This window comes from Enterobacter cloacae complex sp. HYC003_NIDB (assembly GCF_056673375.1).
Genome location: NZ_CP114221.1, coordinates 39,507 through 62,805, shown reverse-complemented (window position 1 = coordinate 62,805; position 23,299 = coordinate 39,507). Strand labels below are relative to the sequence as shown.

The 23,299-nt window shown below is 50.7% G+C and carries 17 protein-coding genes and 4 pseudogenes; 8 read left to right on the top strand and 13 right to left on the bottom strand.

What is annotated here, in order from left to right; genetic code table 11:
• The first annotated feature begins 64 nt into the window (after nucleotides 1-64).
• The 3 genes and pseudogenes from O1722_RS23785 to O1722_RS23775 all read left to right on the top strand — a co-directional run.
• Nucleotides 65-802 (top strand): recombinase family protein, encoded by a 738-nt coding sequence (locus O1722_RS23785; protein ID WP_001446887.1) that lies wholly within the window; start codon nucleotides 65-67, stop codon nucleotides 800-802.
• Nucleotides 799-1,023 (top strand): hypothetical protein, encoded by a 225-nt coding sequence (locus O1722_RS23780; protein ID WP_000743213.1) that lies wholly within the window; start codon nucleotides 799-801, stop codon nucleotides 1,021-1,023. The genes O1722_RS23785 and O1722_RS23780 overlap by 4 nt, the downstream gene beginning before the upstream one ends.
• 120 nt (nucleotides 1,024-1,143) lie before the next feature.
• Nucleotides 1,144-1,248 (top strand): annotated as a pseudogene (locus O1722_RS23775) (Arm DNA-binding domain-containing protein); the annotation flags it as partial.
• A 253-nt stretch (nucleotides 1,249-1,501) separates the two neighbouring features.
• Here O1722_RS23775 and O1722_RS23770 read toward each other — a convergent pair.
• The 4 genes and pseudogenes from O1722_RS23770 to O1722_RS23755 all read right to left on the bottom strand — a co-directional run bounded on the left by O1722_RS23770 (nucleotide 1,502) and on the right by O1722_RS23755 (nucleotide 6,376).
• Nucleotides 1,502-2,506 (bottom strand): IS110-like element IS5075 family transposase, encoded by a 1,005-nt coding sequence (locus O1722_RS23770; protein WP_000427619.1) that lies wholly within the window; start codon nucleotides 2,504-2,506, stop codon nucleotides 1,502-1,504.
• 78 nt (nucleotides 2,507-2,584) lie between these two features.
• On the bottom strand, nucleotides 2,585-5,551 hold the full coding sequence (locus O1722_RS23765) for a Tn3 family transposase (RefSeq protein WP_042863651.1): 2,967 nt from the start codon (nucleotides 5,549-5,551) through the stop codon (nucleotides 2,585-2,587).
• A gap of 2 nt (nucleotides 5,552-5,553) precedes the next feature.
• Nucleotides 5,554-5,619 (bottom strand): annotated as a pseudogene (locus O1722_RS23760) (helix-turn-helix domain-containing protein); the annotation flags it as partial.
• Nucleotides 5,620-5,671: 52 nt separating this feature from the next.
• The gene (locus tag O1722_RS23755) at nucleotides 5,672-6,376 is read right to left on the bottom strand and encodes an IS6-like element IS26 family transposase (protein WP_001067855.1); all 705 of its coding nucleotides are present in this window, start codon (nucleotides 6,374-6,376) and stop codon (nucleotides 5,672-5,674) included.
• 64 nt (nucleotides 6,377-6,440) lie between these two features.
• On the opposite strand from O1722_RS23755, the pseudogene istA (O1722_RS23750) reads away from it, so the two are divergent.
• Together istA (O1722_RS23750) and istB are read left to right on the top strand one after the other, a co-directional pair.
• Nucleotides 6,441-7,169, top strand: a pseudogene (istA, locus tag O1722_RS23750) (IS21-like element ISCfr8 family transposase); the annotation flags it as partial.
• Nucleotides 7,156-7,896 carry an IS21-like element helper ATPase IstB gene (gene istB / locus O1722_RS23745; protein WP_012695455.1) on the top strand — a complete coding sequence of 247 codons (741 nt, stop codon included), beginning with the start codon at nucleotides 7,156-7,158 and terminating at the stop codon, nucleotides 7,894-7,896. The pseudogene istA (O1722_RS23750) and the gene istB, both read left to right, overlap by 14 nt.
• Before the next feature lie 227 nt (nucleotides 7,897-8,123).
• Here the strand turns inward: istB and O1722_RS23740 are convergent, their stop codons facing one another.
• Nucleotides 8,124-8,678, bottom strand: coding sequence for an aminoglycoside N-acetyltransferase AAC(6')-Ib3 (locus O1722_RS23740; RefSeq protein WP_032488579.1), 555 nt, complete (start codon nucleotides 8,676-8,678; stop codon nucleotides 8,124-8,126).
• A gap of 176 nt (nucleotides 8,679-8,854) precedes the next feature.
• On the opposite strand from O1722_RS23740, the gene intI1 reads away from it, so the two are divergent.
• Both intI1 and O1722_RS23730 read left to right on the top strand, forming a co-directional pair.
• The gene (gene intI1, locus O1722_RS23735) at nucleotides 8,855-9,874 is read left to right on the top strand and encodes a class 1 integron integrase IntI1 (RefSeq protein WP_138827841.1); all 1,020 of its coding nucleotides are present in this window, start codon (nucleotides 8,855-8,857) and stop codon (nucleotides 9,872-9,874) included.
• Nucleotides 9,875-9,910: 36 nt separating this feature from the next.
• A complete protein-coding gene (locus O1722_RS23730; protein ID WP_001067855.1) occupies nucleotides 9,911-10,615 on the top strand; it encodes an IS6-like element IS26 family transposase in 705 nt (234 codons plus the stop codon).
• 20 nt (nucleotides 10,616-10,635) lie between these two features.
• On the opposite strand, the pseudogene istA (O1722_RS23725) reads toward O1722_RS23730, so the two are convergent.
• Nucleotides 10,636-11,454: pseudogene (istA, locus tag O1722_RS23725) on the bottom strand (IS21 family transposase); the annotation flags it as partial.
• Between the two features lie 159 nt (nucleotides 11,455-11,613).
• Nucleotides 11,614-12,318, bottom strand: coding sequence for an IS6-like element IS26 family transposase (locus O1722_RS23720; protein ID WP_001067855.1), 705 nt, complete (start codon nucleotides 12,316-12,318; stop codon nucleotides 11,614-11,616).
• A gap of 105 nt (nucleotides 12,319-12,423) precedes the next feature.
• Between O1722_RS23720 and O1722_RS23715 the strand changes: the two genes are divergently transcribed.
• On the top strand, nucleotides 12,424-12,666 hold the full coding sequence (locus O1722_RS23715) for a hypothetical protein (RefSeq protein WP_225528513.1): 243 nt from the start codon (nucleotides 12,424-12,426) through the stop codon (nucleotides 12,664-12,666).
• 61 nt (nucleotides 12,667-12,727) lie between these two features.
• On the opposite strand, the gene O1722_RS23710 is transcribed toward O1722_RS23715, so the two are convergent.
• From O1722_RS23710 to htdT, 6 genes are all read right to left on the bottom strand, one after another.
• Complete coding sequence (locus tag O1722_RS23710; protein WP_001278838.1) at nucleotides 12,728-13,732, bottom strand: ParB family protein; 1,005 nt, start codon at nucleotides 13,730-13,732, stop codon at nucleotides 12,728-12,730.
• Nucleotides 13,729-14,982 carry a ParA family protein gene (locus O1722_RS23705; RefSeq protein ID WP_001050364.1) on the bottom strand — a complete coding sequence of 418 codons (1,254 nt, stop codon included), beginning with the start codon at nucleotides 14,980-14,982 and terminating at the stop codon, nucleotides 13,729-13,731. Before O1722_RS23705 ends, O1722_RS23710 begins: the two co-directional genes overlap by 4 nt.
• 1,128 nt (nucleotides 14,983-16,110) lie before the next feature.
• Nucleotides 16,111-16,272, bottom strand: a complete 162-nt coding sequence (locus O1722_RS23700) for a hypothetical protein (RefSeq protein ID WP_001371949.1) — start codon at nucleotides 16,270-16,272, stop codon at nucleotides 16,111-16,113.
• A gap of 2,548 nt (nucleotides 16,273-18,820) precedes the next feature.
• A complete protein-coding gene (locus O1722_RS23695; protein ID WP_000387412.1) occupies nucleotides 18,821-21,502 on the bottom strand; it encodes a TraC family protein in 2,682 nt (893 codons plus the stop codon).
• An 8-nt stretch (nucleotides 21,503-21,510) separates the two neighbouring features.
• Complete coding sequence (gene trhV / locus O1722_RS23690) at nucleotides 21,511-22,461, bottom strand: IncHI-type conjugal transfer lipoprotein TrhV (RefSeq protein ID WP_001022588.1); 951 nt, start codon at nucleotides 22,459-22,461, stop codon at nucleotides 21,511-21,513.
• A 9-nt stretch (nucleotides 22,462-22,470) separates the two neighbouring features.
• On the bottom strand, nucleotides 22,471-23,223 hold the full coding sequence (gene htdT / locus O1722_RS23685; RefSeq protein WP_182911723.1) for a protein-disulfide isomerase HtdT: 753 nt from the start codon (nucleotides 23,221-23,223) through the stop codon (nucleotides 22,471-22,473).
• Between the last annotated feature and the right edge of the window lie 76 nt (nucleotides 23,224-23,299).

The window sequence follows — 23,299 nt, the reverse complement described above, 5'->3', positions numbered from 1 at the left end:
CGGCCTTTTTGGCCGGGGGTAGCATGACCGGACACTTTGCGTATGCCCAAAGGAGCCCGCAAGTATGCGCAGGACGAAGCCAGTAGCCGCGCCGATGGTGGCGCGGGTCTATCTGCGCGTCAGCACCGACGCGCAGGACTTGGAACGCCAAGAGGCGATCACTACGGCCGCGAAGGCCGCCGGCTACTACGTCGCCGGCATCTACCGTGAGAAGGCATCCGGCGCACGCGCCGACCGGCCTGAGCTGCTGCGCATGATCGGCGACCTACAGCCCGGCGAGGTGGTCATTGCCGAGAAGATCGACCGCATCAGCCGCCTACCTTTGCCCGAGGCCGAGCGCCTGGTGGCCTCGATACAGGCCAAAGGCGCAAGCCTGGCCGTCCCTGGCGTGGTCGATCTATCCGACCTGGCGGCCGAGGCCCAGGGCGTCGCCAAGATCGTGCTGGAAGCCGTGCAGATCATGCTTTTTCGCCTGGCCTTGCAGATGGCCCGCGACGACTACGAGGACAGGCGCGAACGCCAGCGCCAAGGCATTGAGTTGGCCCGCCAGGCCGGGCGGTACAAGGGCCGCCGTGCTGATCCGAAGCGCCGCGCCCAAGTTGTCGCGCTGCGCAAGTCCGGCTACAGCATCAACAAGACCGCCGAGCTGGCCGGGTACAGTGCGGCCCAGGTGAAACGGATATGGGCCGAGGTCAGCCAGGCCGAAGCGAAGCAGCACGGCGCGTTCGTGGAGGACGCATTGACGGAAGCCGATGCCCTGGCCGCTGTCGGCCAGGATGAGCGCCAGGAGGAAAGGGCATGAAGAAGCCGAACCAAGACGACGAGCCGTTTTTCATCACCGAGGAGATTGCGGCCGAAATGATCGCCGGCGGCTATGAGTTCGAGCTGCCGCCCATTCCTTGCACCATCCGCCTACGCGACGTGCTGGAGCGCATGACCGATGCTGAGCTAGCATTGCAGCCGGGCGAGATCGCCGACCAGGAGCGTGAACGCTGCCGGCGCAAGCCGTGTTCAACCTCATGATCTGGTCATGGTATTTTTCATGGCACTGAGCCTGATAGTTCTTGCAAATTGTTGTCACTAAAGGGTTTGTGTGCTTGTTTACAATCGAGTGGGTATCGGAGACGAAGAAGGACAAGGTACATGCTGACCGATACCAAGCTGCGCAATCTCAAGCCCAGGGACAAACTCTACAAAGTGAATGACCGGGAAGGTCTCTATGTGGGGGTCGCCTCAGAAAACGGAATCTATGGTCACTCCCGTTTTTGCAACACCGATTTTGACGACAAGTTGGCTTGCTTGAATCTATCCGGCGTCTGAATGGGATTTTATTCCCGCGCCTCGATGAGTTCCGCGCCTGATGAACCTCCAGAAAATATACGGCTTCAATGAGCCTTTCCGTTTTACAGGTTCCTCAACAGGCCGGTGGGCCGTTAGTATCATCAATATCAGTATTCGCAAAACCAGATGAATGATTGTTTAAACTGGTGTATTTCTGCCTTTATGCTTCGTAAGTTTGCTGTCGCGCCGTCAGTGCCCAGGCTATTCTGGCCAGCTTGTTTGCCAGAGCACAGGTGACGACAAAGTTGCTTTTCCGACACAACAACTCCCTGACCCAGTCGGCCAACTTGCCAGACTGGTGTTCCAGTTTTTGTATGAATACCCTGGCACACTGAACCAACAAAGTTCGGATCTTTTTGTTGCCCCGCTTGCTAATCCCTAACAATGTCGTCCGACCTCCCGTGCTGTACTGTCGGGGTACCAGCCCTGTTGCCGCCGCAAAGTCACGGCTGCTGGCGTACTGCTTCCCGTCGCCAATCTCAGTTGAAATAGTACTGGCAGTCAGCGTTCCAACGCAGGGAATACTCAGCAAGCGCTGTCCAACCTCATCTTCGTCCAACTTTCGTTTCAACTGAGATTCCAGATCTTTAATCTGCTCAACAAGATAGTGATAATGCTGTTGTAATTTCAGCAGTAACTGGCTGAGATAAAGAGGCAAACTACTGTCCTCAAGAAGGGTACTCAGTCGACTAATAACGGCAGCACCTCGCGGAACGCTGATACCAAATTCCAGCAGAAAAGCATGCATCTGATTAGTTGTTTTCACCTTATCCTGAACCAGGGATTCACGGACACGATGCAGAGCTCGCATTGCCTGCTGAGATTCGGTTCTGGGCTGCACGAAACGCATAGATGGACGTGATGCTGCTTCACAGATAGCTTCAGCATCAACGAAGTCATTTTTGTTGCTTTTAACGAATGGGCGGACAAATTGCGGTGATATCAGCTTTGGAAAATGCCCTAACTCTTCCAGCTTGCGTGCCATAAAGTGAGAACCGCCACAGGCTTCCATCGCGATGGTTGTTGCCGGGCATGTCGCCAGAAATTCGATTAGCTTTGGTCGGGTGAATTTTTTACGGTAAACGGCCTTCCCACGATGATCCTGACAATGAATATGGAAAGAGTTCTTACCCAGATCGATACCAATAAGCGCAATGTTTTCCATGATGGTTCTCCGAATGAAAGCCTGTCCTCAGCATAGTACTGGGAAGGAGGGAGTGACCATCTCATTAAATAAAGCACGCTAAGCCGGTTGCAGCGGTCGTAGCGGCCTGAACTTGCCCGCGCCGATCTTGGCGCTGCTGCGCCAGAGGTAATCGCCGGTGAGGTTGATGTGCTCCCAACCGAGCGGCGACAGGTACTGCAACAGCGCGTCATCAATGGCATGGCCGTTGCCACGCAGCGCGTGCGCAGCCCGTTCCAGATAGACCGTGTTCCACAACACGACGGCAGCCGTTACCAGATTGAGGCCGCTAGCCCGGTAGCGCTGCTGCTCGAAACTGCGGTCGCGGATTTCACCCAGGCGGTTGAAAAACACTGCCCTGGCCAGCGCATTGCGCGCCTCGCCCTTGTTCAGGCCGGCATGCACGCGGCGGCGCAGTTCCACGCTTTGCAGCCAGTCCAGGATGAACAGCGTGCGCTCGATGCGGCCCAGCTCGCGGAGCGCCACGGCCAGGCCGTTCTGGCGTGGGTAGCTGCCGAGCTTTCGGAGCATCAGGGAGGCCGTCACCGTGCCCTGCTTGATCGAGGTGGCCAGCCGCAGGATTTCGTCCCAATGGGCGCGGACGTGCTTGATGTTGAGCGTGCCGCCGATCATGGGTTTCAGCGCGTCATAGGCGGCGTCGCCCTTCGGGATGTAGAGCTTGGTGTCGCCCAGGTCGCGGATGCGCGGCGCGAAGCGGAAGCCCAGGAGGTGCATCAGGGCGAAGACGTGATCGGTGAAGCCCGCCGTGTCGGTGTAATGCTCCTCGATCCGCAAGTCGGACTCGTGGTACAGCAGGCCGTCGAGCACGTAGGTCGAATCGCGCACGCCGACGTTCACGACCTTGGTGTGAAATGGCGCGTACTGGTCAGAAATGTGGGTGTAGAACGTCCGCCCTGGGCTGCTCCCGTATTTCGGGTTGATGTGGCCGGTGCTCTCGGCCTTGCTGCCGGTGCGGAAGTTCTGGCCGTCCGACGATGAGGTGGTGCCGTCGCCCCAGTGCTCGGCGAAGGGATGGCGGAACTGTGCGTTGACCAGATCGGCCAGCGCCGCCCCGTAGGTTTCGTCGCGGATGTGCCAGGCTTGCAGCCAAGCCAGCTTGGCGTAGGTCGTGCCGGGGCAAGACTCCGCCATCTTGGTCAGGCCCAGGTTGATCGCGTCGGCGAGGATCGTGGTCAGCAACAGGTTCTTGTCTTTGGCCGGGTCGCCCGATTTCAGATGCGCGAAATGCCGAGTGAAGCCCGTCCATTCGTCCACCTCCAGCAGCAGTTCGGTGATCTTGACGTGCGGCAGGATCATTGCCGTCTGGTCGATCAGCGCTTGGGCGGTGTCGGGTACCGCCGCGTCGAGCGGCGTGATCTTCAAGCCTGACTCGGTGATGATGGCGTCCGGCAGCTCGTTGGCCGTCGCCATACGGTTGACGGTGGCAAGCTGTGTTTCCAGCAGCGTCAGCCGGTCGTTCAGGTACCGGTTGCAGTCGGTGGCCACGGCCAGCGGCAATTCGCTGGCCTGCTTGAGGCTGGCGAATTTCGCGGGCGGCACCAGGTAGTCCTCGAAGTCCTTGAACTGGCGCGACCCCTGCACCCAGATGTCGCCGGAACGCAACGCGTTCTTCATCTCCGACAGCGCGCACAGTTCGTAGTAGCGCCGGTCGATGCCGGTGTCGGTCATGACCAGCTTCTGCCAGCGCGGCTTGATGAACTCGGTCGGCGCGTCGGCGGGCACCTTGCGGGCGTTGTCGCTGTTCATGCCGCGCAGCACCTCGATGGCGTCGAGCACGTCCTTCGCGGCGGGAGCGGCCCGCAGCTTGAGCACGGCAAGGAATTCCGGCGCGTAGCGGCGCAGCGTGGCGTAGCTTTCGCCGATGCGGTGCAGGAAATCGAAGTCCTCGGGCTGCGCAAGCTTCTGCGCTTCGGTGACGCTCTCGGCGAAGGCATCCCAGGACATGACGGCCTCGATGGCGGCGAACGGATCGCGGCCCGCCTGCTTGGCCTCGATCAGCGCCTGGCCGATGCGGCCGAACAGCCGCACCTTGGCGTTGATCGCCTTGCCGGACGCCTGGAATTGCTGCTGATGCTTGTTCTTGGCGGCGTTGAACAGCTTGCCCAGGATGCGGTCGTGCAGGTCGATGATTTCGTCGGTGACGGTGGCCATGCCCTCGATGGCAAGCGCCACCAGGGTGGCATAGCGTCGCTGCGCCTCGAACTTGGCCAGGTCGGCGGGCGTCATCTGGCCACCCTCACGGGCGATCTTGAGCAGGCGGTTCTGGTGCACCGACCGCTCGATGCCAGAAGGCAGGTCGAGCGCCTGCCACGCTTTGAGGCGTTCGATGTGTTCCAGCATGTGCCGCGAATTCGGTTTGACGGGCGATTGGCGCAGCCAGGCCAGCCAGGTCGTTTTGCCGTTGTCCCGACGCTTGAGCAGATCGTCGAGGCGGCGGCGATGCGCGTCCGACAGCGGTTCGGCCAAGGCATCGTAGATGCGCCGGTTGGCGCGGGTGATTGCTTCGGCGCTCGCCCGCTCGACGGCGTTGAGGGCAGGCAGAATGACCGACTGCTGCCGCAGGTGCTCGATCAAGGTGCTGGCCAGCACGATGCCCTTGTCGGTCTGCAAGGCCATCTCGGTCAGCAACTGGACGGCCTGCCGGTAGTGGCCCATGGTAAAGGGCTGGAAGCCGAACACCGTTTGCAGTTCGACCAGGTGCTCGCGCCGGGTCTGCTCCCGCTGCCCGTATTCGTCCCAGCTTTCGACGCTGACCTTGAGCTGGTCGGCGACCAGTTTCAACAAGGGCGGAAACGGCGGCTCATCGACGCCCAGGATGACACCAGGAAAGCGCAGGTAACAGAGCTGCACGGCGAAGCCCAGCCGGTTGGCCGGGCCGCGCCGCTGCCGGATGATGGAGAGGTCGGTTTCGCTGAACGTGTAGTGACGGATCAACTCATCCTTGGTGTCCGGCAACGCCAGCAGGCTTTCGCGCTCGGCGGCGGACAGGATTGAACGACGTGGCATATTTACTGATCCGTTCTCAAGTATTGATACAGGGTTTCGCGACTGATTCCGAATTCACGAGCCAGCTTGGCACTGTTGCAAAGTTAGCGATGAGGCAGCCTTTTGTCTTATTCAAAGGCCTTACATTTCAAAAACTCTGCTTACCAGGCGCATTTCGCCCAGGGGATCACCATAATAAAATGCTGAGGCCTGGCCTTTGCGTAGTGCACGCATCACCTCAATACCTTTGATGGTGGCGTAAGCCGTCTTCATGGATTTAAATCCCAGCGTGGCGCCGATTATCCGTTTCAGTTTGCCATGATCGCATTCAATCACGTTGTTCCGGTACTTAATCTGTCGGTGTTCAACGTCAGACGGGCACCGGCCTTCGCGTTTGAGCAGAGCAAGCGCGCGACCATAGGCGGGCGCTTTATCCGTGTTGATGAATCGCGGGATCTGCCACTTCTTCACGTTGTTGAGGATTTTACCCAGAAACCGGTATGCAGCTTTGCTGTTACGACGGGAGGAGAGATAAAAATCGACAGTGCGGCCCCGGCTGTCGACGGCCCGGTACAGATACGCCCAGCGGCCATTGACCTTCACGTAGGTTTCATCCATGTGCCACGGGCAAAGATCGGAAGGGTTACGCCAGTACCAGCGCAGCCGTTTTTCCATTTCAGGCGCATAACGCTGAACCCAGCGGTAAATCGTGGAGTGATCGACATTCACTCCGCGTTCAGCCAGCATCTCCTGCAGCTCACGGTAACTGATGCCGTATTTGCAGTACCAGCGTACGGCCCACAGAATGATGTCACGCTGAAAATGCCGGCCTTTGAATGGGTTCATGTGCAGCTCCATCAGCAAAAGGGGATGATAAGTTTATCACCACCGACTATTTGCAACAGTGCCCCTGCGCGAGCATGTGCATCACTGGCTGGACAAGGTCGCCAATGTGCGGGCACACGGCACCACAGGTGAGGCACCTCAGCTGCGTTTTGAACGTGACGAACAGGCTCTGCTCAAGCCCTACCTGTCACCCTCTTGCGTCACATCTGAAGCCCGTGAGACCCGCAAGGCGGATAAGACCGGACTGATCTCCTGGAAGGCCAACAAGTACTCTGTGCCCATGGCCTGGCAGCAAAGCCGTGTCGGTGTGCTGGAAGACGACAGCCAGCTGCATGTGATTGATCTACAAACTGGCGAAGTGATTGCCCAGCATGCGTTGGCGGGCGGCAAAGGTCAGATTATCAAAAACACCCACCACTACCGTGACCATGCCCAGCGCCGGCAGCAGCTGGAGCAGGACATTCAAGTACTGGTGGGCGACGAGGCACTCAGCCTGGCCTTGTGTGATCAGTTGCGGAGATCCTTGCCCAAGGTCTATAAGGATCAACTGTTCGCAGTACGCAACCTGCTGAGTAAGCACGCACCTGTTGAACGGGACATGCTGTTGAACCTGAGCCAGAAGCCGGGCCTGACCGCCCGACAGATCGAAGCGTATCTGGTGGCCACCCAGCTGGCCAGCCGGCGTGAGCGTCTGCCTGAGCCCGTGCCAGAGGCTCCGTCAGAGCTGGACTTGAGTGCATACCGACAGCTTGGCCGCTCGACTGGCCAGGAGGTGACCCATGGGCATGCTTGAACAGACTGCCGCCCAGTACCGTAGCCTGCGCATGACCTCCATCGCCGCAGAGCTCGCCCAGTTACTGGCCGAGGCCGAAGCCAGTGAAATGTCGTTCCTGAGCTTTGCACAGCGACTGGCTGAATACGAACTCCAGCAGCGTCAGGCCAACCGGGTACAGCGCAATTACAAGACGGCAGGCTTTCCTGCGCACAAGCATCTGGAGGGCTTTGACTATCGCCACCAGACCACCATCAGCAAGCGCCAGATCAACAGCCTGCTGGACTTCCGGTTCATCGACGAGCGCAACAACGTGATCTTCATCGGCCCGCCAGGCGTGGGCAAGACCCACCTGGCCATCGGGATTGGCCACAAGGCCGTCGAGGCCGGATACCGGGTATTGTTTCGCACCGCGCTGGAGTTGGTGGAAGAACTGGAGCTGGCAGAAATGAAGGGCGAGCTGAAAAAGAAAATCAGCCAGCTGAGCAAGGTCGACCTCTTGATCATCGATGAGCTGGGCTACCTGCCCATGACCCGGCAGGCCCGCTACAACCTGTTCCAGCTGATCAACAGTCTGTACGAATACCGGTCTATCATCCTGACCACCAACAAGGACTTCACCTGCTGGGGCGAGTTCTTCCACGACGACAACGTGGCAGTACCGATCATCGACCGAATCATCCATCACTCACACATCTTTATGCTGGGAGGAGAGAGCTATCGGCTGAAACAGAAAACAACGGGTTAAACGTGCAAGGGTGGGTCAATTTTATTGGCCAAAGGTGGGTCAAAATTAATGGCCATTGACAAATGGCAAGAAGCACAGGCTCCAAATGTGACTTTATGACGTCGACGACTATCCGCACCTGAGCGGATACCTCTGCGGGGACGGTGTGGTTCATGCATGACGCCTAACGTTTGACATGAGGGGCGGCCAAGGGCGCCAGCCCTTGGACGTCCCCCTCGATGGAAGGGTTAGGCATCACTGCGTGTTCGCTCGAATGCCTGGCGTGTTTGAACCATGTACACGGCTGGACCATCTGGGGTGGTTACGGTACCTTGCCTCTCAAACCCCGCTTTCTCGTAGCATCGGATCGCTCGCAAGTTGCTCGGCGACGGGTCCGTTTGGATCTTGGTGACCTCGGGATCATTGAACAGCAACTCAACCAGAGCTCGAACCAGCTTGGTTCCCAAGCCTTTGCCCAGTTGTGATGCATTCGCCAGTAACTGGTCTATTCCGCGTACTCCTGGATCGGTTTCTTCTTCCCACCATCCGTCCCCGCTTCCAAGAGCAACGTACGACTGGGCATACCCAATCGGCTCTCCATTCAGCATTGCAATGTATGGAGTGACGGACTCTTGCGCTAAAACGCTTGGCAAGTACTGTTCCTGTACGTCAGCAAGTGTCGGGCGTGCTTCTTCTCCGCCCCACCACTCGACGATATGAGATCGATTTAGCCACTCATAGAGCATCGCAAGGTCATGCTCAGTCATGAGGCGCAGTGTGACGGAATCGTTGCTGTTGGTCACGATGCTGTACTTTGTGATGCCTAACTTTGTTTTAGGGCGACTGCCCTGCTGCGTAACATCGTTGCTGCGTAACATCGTTGCTGCTCCATAACATCAAACATCGACCCACGGCGTAACGCGCTTGCTGCTTGGATGCCCGAGGCATAGACTGTACAAAAAAACAGTCATAACAAGCCATGAAAACCGCCACTGCGCCGTTACCACCGCTGCGTTCGGTCAAGGTTCTGGACCAGTTGCGTGAGCGCATACGCTACTTGCATTACAGCTTACCAACCGAACAGGCTTATGTCAACTGGGTTCGTGCCTTCATCCGTTTCCACGGTGTGCGTCACCCGGCAACCTTGGGCAGCAGCGAAGTCGAGGCATTTCTGTCCTGGCTGGCGAACGAGCGCAAGGTTTCGGTCTCCACGCATCGTCAGGCATTGGCGGCCTTGCTGTTCTTCTACGGCAAGGTGCTGTGCACGGATCTGCCCTGGCTTCAGGAGATCGGAAGACCTCGGCCGTCGCGGCGCTTGCCGGTGGTGCTGACCCCGGATGAAGTGGTTCGCATCCTCGGTTTTCTGGAAGGCGAGCATCGTTTGTTCGCCCAGCTTCTGTATGGAACGGGCATGCGGATCAGTGAGGGTTTGCAACTGCGGGTCAAGGATCTGGATTTCGATCACGGCACGATCATCGTGCGGGAGGGCAAGGGCTCCAAGGATCGGGCCTTGATGTTACCCGAGAGCTTGGCACCCAGCCTGCGCGAGCAGCTGTCGCGTGCACGGGCATGGTGGCTGAAGGACCAGGCCGAGGGCCGCAGCGGCGTTGCGCTTCCCGACGCCCTTGAGCGGAAGTATCCGCGCGCCGGGCATTCCTGGCCGTGGTTCTGGGTTTTTGCGCAGCACACGCATTCGACCGATCCACGGAGCGGTGTCGTGCGTCGCCATCACATGTATGACCAGACCTTTCAGCGCGCCTTCAAACGTGCCGTAGAACAAGCAGGCATCACGAAGCCCGCCACACCGCACACCCTCCGCCACTCGTTCGCGACGGCCTTGCTCCGCAGCGGTTACGACATTCGAACCGTGCAGGATCTGCTCGGCCATTCCGACGTCTCTACGACGATGATTTACACGCATGTGCTGAAAGTTGGCGGTGCCGGAGTGCACTCACCGCTTGATGCGCTGCCGGGCACTGTTGCAAATAGTCGGTGGTGATAAACTTATCATCCCCTTTTGCTGATGGAGCTGCACATGAACCCATTCAAAGGCCGGCATTTTCAGCGTGACATCATTCTGTGGGCCGTACGCTGGTACTGCAAATACGGCATCAGTTACCGTGAGCTGCAGGAGATGCTGGCTGAACGCGGAGTGAATGTCGATCACTCCACGATTTACCGCTGGGTTCAGCGTTATGCGCCTGAAATGGAAAAACGGCTGCGCTGGTACTGGCGTAACCCTTCCGATCTTTGCCCGTGGCACATGGATGAAACCTACGTGAAGGTCAATGGCCGCTGGGCGTATCTGTACCGGGCCGTCGACAGCCGGGGCCGCACTGTCGATTTTTATCTCTCCTCCCGTCGTAACAGCAAAGCTGCATACCGGTTTCTGGGTAAAATCCTCAACAACGTGAAGAAGTGGCAGATCCCGCGATTCATCAACACGGATAAAGCGCCCGCCTATGGTCGCGCGCTTGCTCTGCTCAAACGCGAAGGCCGGTGCCCGTCTGACGTTGAACACCGACAGATTAAGTACCGGAACAACGTGATTGAATGCGATCATGGCAAACTGAAACGGATAATCGGCGCCACGCTGGGATTTAAATCCATGAAGACGGCTTACGCCACCATCAAAGGTATTGAGGTGATGCGTGCACTACGCAAAGGCCAGGCCTCAGCATTTTATTATGGTGATCCCCTGGGCGAAATGCGCCTGGTAAGCAGAGTTTTTGAAATGTAAGGCCTTTGAATAAGACAAAAGGCTGCCTCATCGCTAACTTTGCAACAGTGCCCGCGCAGGTGCTGCTCATCACGGAAGGTCTCGCCGTAAAAGCAGTCCTGCTTGACGTATTTGACGCCCGCTTCAACCTTGCCCTTGCTCTCGGGGTCATAGCCTTCGCAAGCATGGATACGAAAGCCGGCTGTGGTGGCGTACTGATGAAAACGCTCGTTGAGGGTCAGCTCCCGGTATTTCTCCTCAATCACCACCAGCTTGGTCTGGTCGTACACCAGCTCTTCAGGCATGCCGCCAAAGTAGCGCAGCGCTTCGTCATGCAGCTGGATGAACTGCCGGGTATCCAGCGGCTTAAACGACAGGCCCACATACATCAGCCGCGAGTACGCCAGCACAAACACAACAAAGTGCACCACTGTTTCCACGCCACCAATCAGCACGTTACGCAGCTCGCCCGGGTCAACCTGGCACTGCACACCCGGCACCTCATCAACCACCGGCTCGTAATATCGGTGCTGACCGGTTGCAACCTCTTCCTTCAGCGCGCTGACGTAACGACGAATACTGCGCTCGGAGGTCGGCAGCTCACCCAGTTTCTCCTTGAGCTTGCGGGCAATCTTGACTGCACTGAGCCCGGGAAAGCTGGCCAGCAAGCTGATCAGGTATCCCCGGTAGGTGTCGAGCTGTTTGCTGCGGACAGGGTTATCCAGCTTGCGGGCAGTGGTTGTTTCATCCTGACGCAGATACTTGCGCACGCTGTTGCGCGAGATGCCCAGCTCCCGGCTGATGGCCCGAATGGAAAGTCCTTTGCCATCGTCATGTAATGATTTTATTTTGTGTATCACGTTCCACCTCATCATCAGAACGGTTCCCGGCCTGCCAAAAGGCTGGGAACCCTATCTGCATTTCTGGCCGGTTGGCCACCTTGGGGTGGGTCAAAATTAATGGCCAGGGCACTGTTGCAAAGTTAGCGATGAGGCAGCCTTTTGTCTTATTCAAAGGCCTTACATTTCAAAAACTCTGCTTACCAGGCGCATTTCGCCCAGGGGATCACCATAATAAAATGCTGAGGCCTGGCCTTTGCGTAGTGCACGCATCACCTCAATACCTTTGATGGTGGCGTAAGCCGTCTTCATGGATTTAAATCCCAGCGTGGCGCCGATTATCCGTTTCAGTTTGCCATGATCGCATTCAATCACGTTGTTCCGGTACTTAATCTGTCGGTGTTCAACGTCAGACGGGCACCGGCCTTCGCGTTTGAGCAGAGCAAGCGCGCGACCATAGGCGGGCGCTTTATCCGTGTTGATGAATCGCGGGATCTGCCACTTCTTCACGTTGTTGAGGATTTTACCCAGAAACCGGTATGCAGCTTTGCTGTTACGACGGGAGGAGAGATAAAAATCGACAGTGCGGCCCCGGCTGTCGACGGCCCGGTACAGATACGCCCAGCGGCCATTGACCTTCACGTAGGTTTCATCCATGTGCCACGGGCAAAGATCGGAAGGGTTACGCCAGTACCAGCGCAGCCGTTTTTCCATTTCAGGCGCATAACGCTGAACCCAGCGGTAAATCGTGGAGTGATCGACATTCACTCCGCGTTCAGCCAGCATCTCCTGCAGCTCACGGTAACTGATGCCGTATTTGCAGTACCAGCGTACGGCCCACAGAATGATGTCACGCTGAAAATGCCGGCCTTTGAATGGGTTCATGTGCAGCTCCATCAGCAAAAGGGGATGATAAGTTTATCACCACCGACTATTTGCAACAGTGCCCTAACTAATGAATATCTAGGAAAAACCCCTGTGGTTGTGGACGTGAGCAATACCGAAGCTGGTTCTACTTTTGGGATTTCATTATTTAGACATGAAAATGTTGCTATAAAGATTTTTACAGTAATGCCTTCAGCAGAAAATAATTTTGCTGTTTCTGGACCTGACGTTGCAACTATGTCATTGCCGGGAAAAGCACCTTTAAACGTAGTAAATGATGGGAATGGCGCTTCTGTTCATATAGAACTAAGACCTTATATGTCTGAACCTGCGCACACCCCATATTAATATAACAAGAAATTAAAAATATAAATCATATGAACTGCATCATAAAGATGCAGTTCAATATTTATTCTGATACTTTTAATTTTTCTTTTATGAACTCCTCTAGTTCCTTAATAAAACCCGCATTTATCCTATTGAATTCAAAGCGAATTTTTCTACCAGTATTGTTTTTACTGATTCTTGCATACTTATCTTTGTTATCAAAAGTAATAAGATCACTTGTTTCCCATTTTGTGGAATAAGTTTTTTCACAAACACTTTCCACAGATTGTGTGATTTTTTCCATTACAACTTTTTGAGCAACCTGGAGATCTCCAATGTCTAAATCTTTTGTTTCCTCTTTAACATTATCTATTACTTCATCTAAAGGAAATAGATTTTTTTGCACATATTTCTGTAAACGAGACAAGCGACTATAATAGGAGTTCGGGATTCCTTCATAATCCGGGAATAAAGAGATCAATGTTTCGTCAATACGGGCCGCCTGGATTCTTTTGGCTACCGATACATGACTAATCCCAAGATATGCTGCGAGTTCTTCATTAGTAGAAAATCCTTTTTCTTCCATTTTTTTGATAAATTGAAACCCAACTTCTCTATATGAAAATTTTCGAGATGTTTGTGCTGCGGATATAATTGAATTTATATCATCTTCGGTTAGTTCATCCGGAAGAACCCACAGGGGGAGATCCTTTTCTGCCTTTATACAGCAGAAACGTCTGCGACTTCCTTCTATTAATAAATAAACCCCATCTCTTTTTACAGCGATCCCTTCGGTATCGACCCCTCTTTCTTCAATCTGCTTAAGAATATCTCTAACAGAATAATCTGTAAGGGCTTCTTGATTTCGTGGGTTCGCTGGATGGACTAAGGTCTCCTTCTCCACTCTCTGGGCTGGAACAATCACATGTTCCGCTTCAAGTCTCCGGCCCTTATGAAGAGTGAATAACTTTTTTATGCGAGGTGCTGTTTTCAAACCCGCAAGACCTGAACGGTGACCGACTTCTGTCCGCTTTGGTGCGTTTAAATATCGAGATTTATCATTCCCGATATGTTGCTCATCGCTCATGCGTTAACTCCTTGCTTAGCTGAAAAACTTTTTATTTCATTTATAAATTGCTGATATACCTGTAATACAGATTCTTCTGCGACATCAAGCTGCTTTGCGGAACAAAGTTCCTCTGATTTTTTGATATCAAGCACTGTACGCCCTTTGGAAGCAGCTGCCTTAAATGCTTCAGAATTTTTTATGTTAGCGGACATCAAAAGGTCCTGAACAGTTCTGATTAATTTATCCAAAACTATTCTTTCATATGGACTTTTGTCATCTACATTGACAGCAAGAACTTTGAACCATTTTAAATTGTCGCCCTTACTTGGTGATTGTTTAAACCTTTCACTTATTGTAAGCATGAAGTCTGTAGTAGAGGCGTAATCATATTCACGTGGTGACACTGCGACAAGAATCCCATCGGCCGCTTCGTCAGCAGCCCAGATCAAAGGTGAATCTTCAGGTGGAGTGTCTATAATAATCAAATCATAGTTCTGCTTCAGTACCGGTAAGATAACTTCCTTGAAACGTAGTAACAAAGACGTACGTTCTTCTCTAGAACATTGCCAGTATTTATCTTTAAAACGAGCATCTGTCGGAAAAGCCGTTATTACGTCCAAGTTTGGCAGATGCGTTGAAAAAGGCATATTAGTGATGATTTCTTCTTCAGAGAATCCTGAATCTAAATATTTTTTATACTCAGAATTTTCTTCATAAATTCCAAGGATTGCATCAATTGCTGTAAGGAAGACATCATCTTCTGAGACACTTTGAATCATGCTGCTTCCAATCGAACCTTGTGGGTCCCATTCGATCATTAATACACGTGCATTGAGTTGTAGATCTAAAGCAGCTGCTACTGCTAAAGCTACAGATGTAGTGCTTTTCCCTGTACCGCCTTTATGATTCTGAGTAACAATAGCTCTGCTAAAGTAATGATCGCGGTACTTGGGATAACCCAGGGCATCCATTATTTTTTGAACATCCCAGCGGGTGTAAAGATGATTTTTGTTTTGATAAATAGGTGCACCAACAAGTTCTTTTTCTTCTAAGTCCGAAAGTATTTTATTGAACGTTACTCGTGACTTCCCAAAAAAATCAGAGAGATTTTTTTTATTCAAACAGTGGTTATAGATCAGTCTATCAACACCATCAACACTATCATCAGAAACAGATACTCTTGATGAAGCCATCAGAGATTCCTTTAGAGAAATCTGCTCGCTTTTCATGCGCTGACCAACGAGGGCGATCTTTTCAAGTAAATTCATGGTTATGACCTTTTTGCACTGAAAACCGACTTTTACGCATATATGTAAACTTTACGTATAATGCGTCCATTTCCTTGTTATGCGTACAATTCTATCCTTAGTTTCAATCTTAAGCTAATGTTTGTTTACTTTTTTATGATTTTTTGTGAGCTTAACTTGCAGATGTGAGCTCAGACTCTCTAGTCCATACCTAATGCACAACCTGTTTAAACCACGATTCTTGTCTCCTTCTCTACGCTTTGAAGTTAAGAGCTCCATTAATGAATCTTCACGCCTACCCTATTTCTTGCTTAGACCCTAAAATCTATCTCACCGGTGTGCTGATATACGTTTCCTAACTGTGAACCGTTGTCGTCAGTCCAGTCTAAAGATATGAGGTGTTAATCTCTTGAGGAGGCACACTACGAATTATGGGAGCAGAGTTAGCAACCTCACCCCGAAATGAAACCCAACTTAAGGAGGCAACCCCAGTGTGGAGATTAAGGGGGTTAAATCTGCCAGCGGCTGACAGTGTCCCAGCTGCTGCTCAGTCACACCACGCCCTGATTTAATCCCCTGCCCGGTATTGTAATGACCGAAAAAAACCCGTGCACTGGTGTCGGCAGACCGGCATGCATGAATATGACGTTAATCTGTATCAGCAGGCACTTTTCGCATAATGGGAGCAAGTGATAGCAACGCCGCCCAGAACGGAATGCCAACATCAGGACTGAACCCAAGTTTGGCGATTAAGGGGGTTAAATTTGCAAGCGGATGACAGTGCCCCCAGCTGCTGCTCAGTCACACCACGCTTGATTAAATCTCTCGCCAGGTCTTGTTTTGACCGAAAATAGCCCAAGCACTGATGTCGGCAGACTGGCATATAGGAATATGACGTTAATCTGTATCAGCAGGTACATTTCGCATTATGTGAGCAAGTGATAGCAACCCAGCCCGGAACTGAAGGCCAGCATGAGGACAGAACCCCAGTTTGGCGATTAAGGGGGTTAAATCTCACAGCGGCTGACAGTGCCTTCAGATGCTGCTCAGGCATACTACTCTCCCTGATATAATCTCCCATATGTTCTTGAGATCGTCGGAAATCGCCCATGCACCGGTGTCGGCAGACCGGTATGCAGTAATGTGAATTTAATCTGCATCATCAAGCACATTTCGTATTATGGAAGTAAGTGTTAGTAAACCAAAGCCCGCCCAGAACGGAAGGTCAACATCAGAACAGAATCCCAGTTTGGCGATTAAGGGTGTTAAATCTGCAAGCTGCTGACAGTGCCCCAGTTGCTGCTCAGTCACACCACGCCCTGATAGAATCTCCTGCCCGGAAATGTGATGACCGAAAAAAGCCCGTGCACTGGTGTCGGCAGACCGGCACGCAGGAATATGACGTTAATCTGTATCAGGAGGCACATTTCGCATTATGGGAGCAAGCGATAGCAACCCAAGCCCAGAACTGAAGGCCAGCATCAGGACAGAACCCCAGTATGGCGATTAAGGGGGTTAAATCCGCCAGTGGCAATAAGATCCCGAGCGGTGTTTAAGAAATATTTCCCGAAGGACAATCTTCCGCTCGTACGATGAATATAGTGTTCAACCCGGGAGAGGGATCACTTAACCTGCTTAGCCTAAATCTTACGTCATTCTCTAAACGGAGTTTAAGCTTAATGGTCCTGAGAAAGTTAAAAGGACTACCCATAATGACGGTTTGAGATGGCGAATAAGGGTTTTTTCTGCCAGCGGCTGACATTGCCCCAGCTTCTGCTCAGTCACACCACGCCTGATTAAATCTTCCGCCAGGTCTTGTTATGACCGAAAATTGTCCGTGCACTAGAGTCGTAAGACCTGCATACAGGAATGAGGCGTAAATCTTTATCAGGTGGCAAGGTTCGCATCATGGGAGCAAGGGTCTTGAACTGGAGGTTAACATCATAAAATCCCAGATTGGCGATTAAGGGTGTTAAATCTGACAGCGACTGAAAGTGCCTTCAGATGCTGCTCAGGTATATTACACCCTGAAAAAATCAAGCATCTGTGCTTGCGAATATCGGAAAAGGCCATGCACCGGTGTCGGCAGACCGGCATGGGCAATGAGACGTTAATCTGTATCAGCTGGCGCATTTCGTATCATGGGAACAAGTGTTAGCAACCCTCTCCAGGACGGAAGGACACTATCAGGACTGATCCCAGTTTGGCGATTAAGGGGGTTAAATCTGCCAGCGGCTGACAGTGCCTTCTGATGCTGCTCAGACATACTATGCACAGATATAATCACCCGTCCGTCCTTGTGATTATCGGAAAAGGCCATGCACCGGAGTCGGCAGACCGGTATGCAGTGATGTGACTTTAATCTTTATCAGCAGGCGCATTTCGTATTAAGGGAGCAAGTGTTAGCAACCCTGCCCAGGACGGAAGGACACTATCAGGACTGAACGCCAGTTTGGCGATTAAGGGGGTTAAATCTGCCAGTGGCTGACAGTGCCTTCTGATGCTGCTCAGACATACTATGCACAGATATAATCACCCGTCCGTCCTTGTGATTATCGGAAAAGGCCATGCACCGGAGTCGGCAAACCGGTATGCAGTGATGTGACTTTAATCTTTATCAGCAGGCGCATTTCGTATTAAGGGAGCCAGTGTTAGCAACCCTGCCCAGGACGGAAGGACACTATCAGGACTGAACGCCAGTTTGGCGATTAAGGGGGTTAAATCTGCAAGCGGATGACAGTGCCCCAGCTGCTGCTCAGTCACACCACGTCCTGATAAAATCTCCTGCCCGGTAATGTGATGACCGAAAAAAGCCCGTGCACTGGTGTCGGCAGACCGGCACGCAGGAATATGACGTTAATCTGTATCAGCAGGTACATCTCGCATTAGGGAGCAAGTGATAGCAACCCCGCCCAGAACTGAAGGCCAGCATGAGGACAGAACCCCAGTTTGGCGATTAAGGGGGTTAAATCCGGCAGCGTGAGTAAGTGCCCGTGCTGTGTTAAAGAAATATTCCCTAAGGACAATCTTCCGCTCGGCCTTTTGTATAAAGTTGTCACCCCGGGAGCGGGGATCACTTTACCTGCTTAGCCTAAATCTTACGTCAATCGCTATCCGGAATTTTAGCTTAATGGTCCTGAGTAAGTTAAAAGGGCTACCCATAATGACGTCCCCAGATGGTGATAAAGGAGTTAATTCCGCCTTCGGCTTACAGTGCCGCAGCTGCTGCTCAGCAACACCACGCCCTGATTAAATCTCCCGCCTGTCCTTGTGATGACCAAAAATAGTCCGTGCACTGGCGTCGTAAGACCGGCATACAGGAATGAGGCGTTAATCTTTATTAGGTGGCAGGATTCGCATCATGGGAGCAAGGGCCCTAGAACTGTAGACTAACATTAGAAAATCACAGTTTGGCGATAAAGGGGGTTAAATAAGTTAAAAGTCTTCGGTGAGCAAATTGGATAAATTTTCAGAAACCAAACCGTTAATAATAAACTTTTAGAAGAATGATTAAAGGATATTAAGTTTTGTATGCAAAATGACACCAGTGATCTGTTTTCACTAATAATGCCGCGCTACTTTGATTACCTTTGGTAAACAAAAATGTAATTTACGTGATTTTCATCTTATAATGTCAGTATTGAAGTTATAAATTTTGTTTACTTAATGCGTACACAACCTAACTGCGATTTGTATTTATGTCACTGTTTTTACACCACATTAATTATAAAACCAAAATTTGCAGCACAGTGATGAACTCATTAAGTCACAACCTCATTTGTTTACTTAAGGCATACAATAAAAAACCAGATTCTTATGAGACATCTGGTTTAATTATTTTTGCTTGAAGATATTTACTCTACGCGGCCAAACCCGCTGCTACTTCTTGAGCATAGAGAATTTCTATTGCCTCGCCATAGCTACAATTCTCGCGGCTTTGAATTTCCCATAATTTACTCCTGTCAGCACTATCCGTAGTAAAACAAAGCTCCATTTTCCGGTCTACGTATAACCGACAGATCTCTTGGAAGTTTTCGAACCTGACTAACATCTCTGAAAACACCTTTTTGACTGTACGAATATTTTTCATACGTTCATATTCTGCATCTGAAGTAGAAAAATATTTATTAGCCTTCATTGCTTCAATGCTTTCTTTTTCTTGTTTCATGATTATCTTCCAAGGCGAGTTAGCAGTCAGGGCCCGGCCAACAGAAGAAGTAAAATAATCTTCAAACGACTGTGTGATACAGATGCCAGCGCAGTTTGTTTTCCTGAACCTACGCCATGCCGCTTCGAGGAAGGAAGAGAAGAATTGGTTTGATTGATTTCCGGCACCTGATGAATTATCAGGACGAATGTACTCCCATGCTTCATCAAGGATGAACAAGCGACGACGCCCATCTTTTTTGATGAACATTGCATGCTGAGCAGCCTGAATGATAGACATTAATACAACTGTCTGAAGGTGGGGGGTGCCTTTTAGCTCCTCCAGTTCCAAAACAATAAATCTGCTGTCGAAGTTGATTGGAGGCAACGTATCGGTAAACCGGTGCCCATAAATTCCACCTTCGCACCATGCTCCGAGTTGCTCCCCAATATCCTTTATACGTTTGTCTTCATGCTTCTTGCAACGCAGAGCAAAGCCGGTTATTGAACCGGTCCGACCTGATTTTCTGGATTCTTGGTACTCTTCTGCAATAAGCTGAAGCATCACTGATTGTTGATAATCATCGATAAGGCCTTTCTCTGAAGCCATAATTTTTAGCTGATTCAAAACCATTATGGTCTGAGCAACTTTGTCTTTTTCTGCATCGTTTGAAGTTGATTCACCGGTAAATTCAGGTGCTTCGTTAAATACATCGTCGTTAACAGTGATGTCAGTTAGGAAGGCAAAGGGATTTAGGGTGAAGTCAGGGGTTTTACCGAAATCAATAAATTGACTGTTTGTATATTGTTCCGCAATCCCCTGGTAAGAACGGCCCACGTCCACAACAAATACTTGAGCACCGTCAGGATCATCATCTGGGTATTCGTTTTCTAAAAAATGCTTAAATGTTGAGCGATAATGAACGAGGTTATTAGATCGCGGTCCAGCTCCAAGATAGTTATTGATTAGATATGCTGTCCAGAATGACTTCCCTGCACCTGACGTTGCACCAATAACCATGTTATAGCTTGCAGAAGTCTTGAAAATATCAAGTCCCATGAGTTGACCTTCACGAGAAACTAAACTCAGTACTGGTCTATCTGTATTACCTTTCCAGGGCCCAAAGATCGGTGTCATATGAGCCGCTCCGGTGTTGCTCACTACTTCGGAACGGTCAAGGTCGAAAATTGTCTTTGGGTCATTGCACATTGGCAGACATGACATAAATGACGGGAAAACGATAAAGGAATCATCTGCTACTTTGACCCGGCTTTCGAGGTAAAAGGATTTGAGATCGTTAGCTGCTGTCTGCACAGAATTGGCATTACTACCCATAACAGTGAAAGTAAGATACCCTCTTAAAAGCTTTGCGCCATCCTCAAGCTCGCGAGTTACGGCCATGTAGTCATTATCCATATCCCGCAGGCGAGGGCAGAATGTGACAACTGAAGGTATACTTGCCTGTTTATTAGTGATTGCTTTGTAGCGGACGTTTTCTTTTGACAACTTGAGCGGATCGGCAAACTGAACAGTCTGAGTGATCATAAATGGGCTGAAAATTGTCTTACGTCCATGCATCCAGTTAACTACTAACTCATACATACAACCGAAATTGACGTATTCAGGAAACTTTACAACGGAAAGTTGTTTGAAGTAACGATGCTCAGATTCGTCGTCACTTTGTGTGACTGATGAGAAATGATTTTCTGTGACTGTATACTTACGGCCGGGAACGTTAACTTGTTCATTAAGCCTTTTCATAGTGTTAACGTCTATGAAACCTTCAGCCCACCGGGAGTTCTTTCCGGGGTTTACGACCTTATCTATACAATAGAGCCAGTTTTCTGCATCGACCTTAAACGGATGCAATCCAATCGTAATTAACTTACTTACAAGTTCAGAGTAAAGTGAATCGATACGCGAATGTTCCAGCTCGGTAGGAAGGGCAGACTGTAAAGGAATCGATAGCGAGATCCATACCTGAAAATCCCTCAACATAAGGTTATCATGATCAGGTTTTAAAGGCTTATGCATACTTCTGTCGTAGTAGTCCAACTGATAACCATTAAGCAGATCTGCTTTAAGCTTATCGTTCCCAGTCATACGCCCACCTCGCACAGCTGACCAAGCACTAAGCTGTAAAGTCAGGTCTGGCAATGCAGTCAGAGATATTTGACAGACAGTATCTGTAGGGAAATCCATTTTGAACATTTCAGCAAGAACATCTTGCTGATTATCAAAAACTCCAGGGGATGGATTACAGATAAACATAAACCCTAATCTGTTGCCATCAATCAAAAAATAGTGAGTCCCTGCTAATTGATCGTAAACAGGGATAAACCCACCTAATTGATGGCGATTTAAACCGCTATTGTAATTATTGATAGCTTCCATATTTGACCTTACAGTTGTCTAACAATGCCGTTCGAAGAGACAGCTTTAGTTGCTTTTTGTTGCTGCTGCATATTTTCCCGGGCCGCATCCTGTACTTCTAAAGGAACTATGCGAGCTGGGTTTGAGGTCGAATTCTTGCCAGCAATCCATGTTTGCGGTTTTACGTTGACATAAACGTAGCCGGGAAGATTAAGCGCATCGTTATCATCGGTATAAGGTGCAAAAGTAATTCTCATTACTTTCCCCTGTTGCAGAACAGCAAGTGGTTCAGGAGCCACTACAGCTTGTTTATAACCTTGCGAACGGTATTGCTGGATCTGCCCAGGGTTGAGAGTCGGGTTAACGGGCTGGCCATTGTAAAGAGAGTACATATCCTTACCAGGGCTGATATCAGAATTAGGTGCAACGTAGCGTGGGGCATTTCCAGCAGAAACCGGATAGCTTGTTTGTTTAACGACTTCCGCAGCCGGATGAACGAAAGGGTTACCAGTTGAAGAGGCAGTGCTATAACTGCTAGTCATCCTTACGTTTGAATTAACCGGTACACCAGAAATAGGCCGTGGTCCAATGGATGAAGTAGGGGCACCCATTTTTAAAGTTTTATCGTACATGACAGGTAACTGACCAACTGGCTTAATTTCGGTTTTTGAATAAGCCACAGGCTGATTTTTAAGGGTAGTAGACTGTGGATATTTGACTTCCCCTGGAGGGCTAATTTCAGTTGGATAACGGCTGTCATTGACAGCCGATTTCTCCTTTCCCGATTCCGACTCTTCCCCCGCCAGTGCAGACAGATCATCTCGATTATTAGTTAACTCCATAACTTCGCGAGGACCTTTACAGATAACGCCCTTTTCAATGCCTGGACATTCGGATTCGGAACTACCGATGGAGCACCCCGTAAGATATGAGGATGTACCTACAACCAGAGCACTGAGTACCAATCTTTTGATGTTCATAAACTAGCCTTAATTTGTCTCAAATGGATTTTTTAAGAGAGGTTCAACGCTTTGGTTCAACCAGTAGTCGAAATCTTTTGGAATGCCATTACCAGCCAAACCATCCTGTCTGACAACTGAAGGTACACCCTGCAATTTATAAATTCCTGCGAGCATCAATGACGCTACCAAAGGTTCCGCCGGACATTCTTCTGCTTCTTTTTGAGAGAGCAATCTTTTTTCAATGTCGGATTTGCTTCCCATTAGCCAACGAAGAATATCGAGGTTGTTTATTTTTCCTTTTTCTTTACTACACCAGAGCCTTCTAAGCTCTTCTTTTGGCTCACCGGGTGAGGGAACTAAAACAATATCTATCCGATACTTGTCCCGATCTGCATAGAATTTCTTAACAAGTTCCATGCAACCGTCACAATCAAGTGTTATGAAAATGGCTGCTTGTCTTTTAAGCTTTGAATTTCCCAGAGGAATGGACGCTACAGTTTCCAGAGGGAAGGGGGCCTCATCAAGACTAATAAAATAGGAATTCCTGATTTCTTCTACAGTCAGAACAGGTTTACGTTTAATTACATCAACAAGGCTTCCCCCAGTAAGGGAGTATCGGCCATCGGTCGTTACTGCCATTAGCTGCGAACGTTCGTCCTGAAAGAGGTATAGCCCACCAGAAGGAATGTATATGGCATCCTTAGGTTTATATCCTTTCATTTTTGATAACACACCCGAGATCTGACTGGGTGAAACGCCACCTTCCTTTGCCTTTGCCATTAACGCAGCAGCATCACTATTAGTTAGGACCTGCTCTGAAGCATAAGTGACCGTATTCGCCATAATGGCGAAAGCC

Bases quoted from the DNA above. Each gene is read 5' to 3' on its own strand.
- O1722_RS23695 (WP_000387412.1), bottom strand. From the start codon at position 21,502: ATGGAAGCTATCAATAATTACAATAGCGGTTTAAATCGCCATCAATTA.
- trhV (WP_001022588.1), bottom strand. From the start codon at position 22,461: ATGAACATCAAAAGATTGGTACTCAGTGCTCTGGTTGTAGGTACATCC.
- istB (WP_012695455.1), top strand. From the start codon at position 7,156: ATGGGCATGCTTGAACAGACTGCCGCCCAGTACCGTAGCCTGCGCATG.
- O1722_RS23705 (WP_001050364.1), bottom strand. From the start codon at position 14,982: ATGAATTTACTTGAAAAGATCGCCCTCGTTGGTCAGCGCATGAAAAGC.
- O1722_RS23730 (WP_001067855.1), top strand. From the start codon at position 9,911: ATGAACCCATTCAAAGGCCGGCATTTTCAGCGTGACATCATTCTGTGG.
- O1722_RS23765 (WP_042863651.1), bottom strand. From the start codon at position 5,551: ATGCCACGTCGTTCAATCCTGTCCGCCGCCGAGCGCGAAAGCCTGCTG.
- O1722_RS23770 (WP_000427619.1), bottom strand. From the start codon at position 2,506: ATGGAAAACATTGCGCTTATTGGTATCGATCTGGGTAAGAACTCTTTC.
- O1722_RS23755 (WP_001067855.1), bottom strand. From the start codon at position 6,376: ATGAACCCATTCAAAGGCCGGCATTTTCAGCGTGACATCATTCTGTGG.
- htdT (WP_182911723.1), bottom strand. From the start codon at position 23,223: ATGGCAAAGGCAAAGGAAGGTGGCGTTTCACCCAGTCAGATCTCGGGT.
- O1722_RS23780 (WP_000743213.1), top strand. From the start codon at position 799: ATGAAGAAGCCGAACCAAGACGACGAGCCGTTTTTCATCACCGAGGAG.
- O1722_RS23785 (WP_001446887.1), top strand. From the start codon at position 65: ATGCGCAGGACGAAGCCAGTAGCCGCGCCGATGGTGGCGCGGGTCTAT.
- intI1 (WP_138827841.1), top strand. From the start codon at position 8,855: ATGAAAACCGCCACTGCGCCGTTACCACCGCTGCGTTCGGTCAAGGTT.
- O1722_RS23720 (WP_001067855.1), bottom strand. From the start codon at position 12,318: ATGAACCCATTCAAAGGCCGGCATTTTCAGCGTGACATCATTCTGTGG.
- O1722_RS23710 (WP_001278838.1), bottom strand. From the start codon at position 13,732: ATGAGCGATGAGCAACATATCGGGAATGATAAATCTCGATATTTAAAC.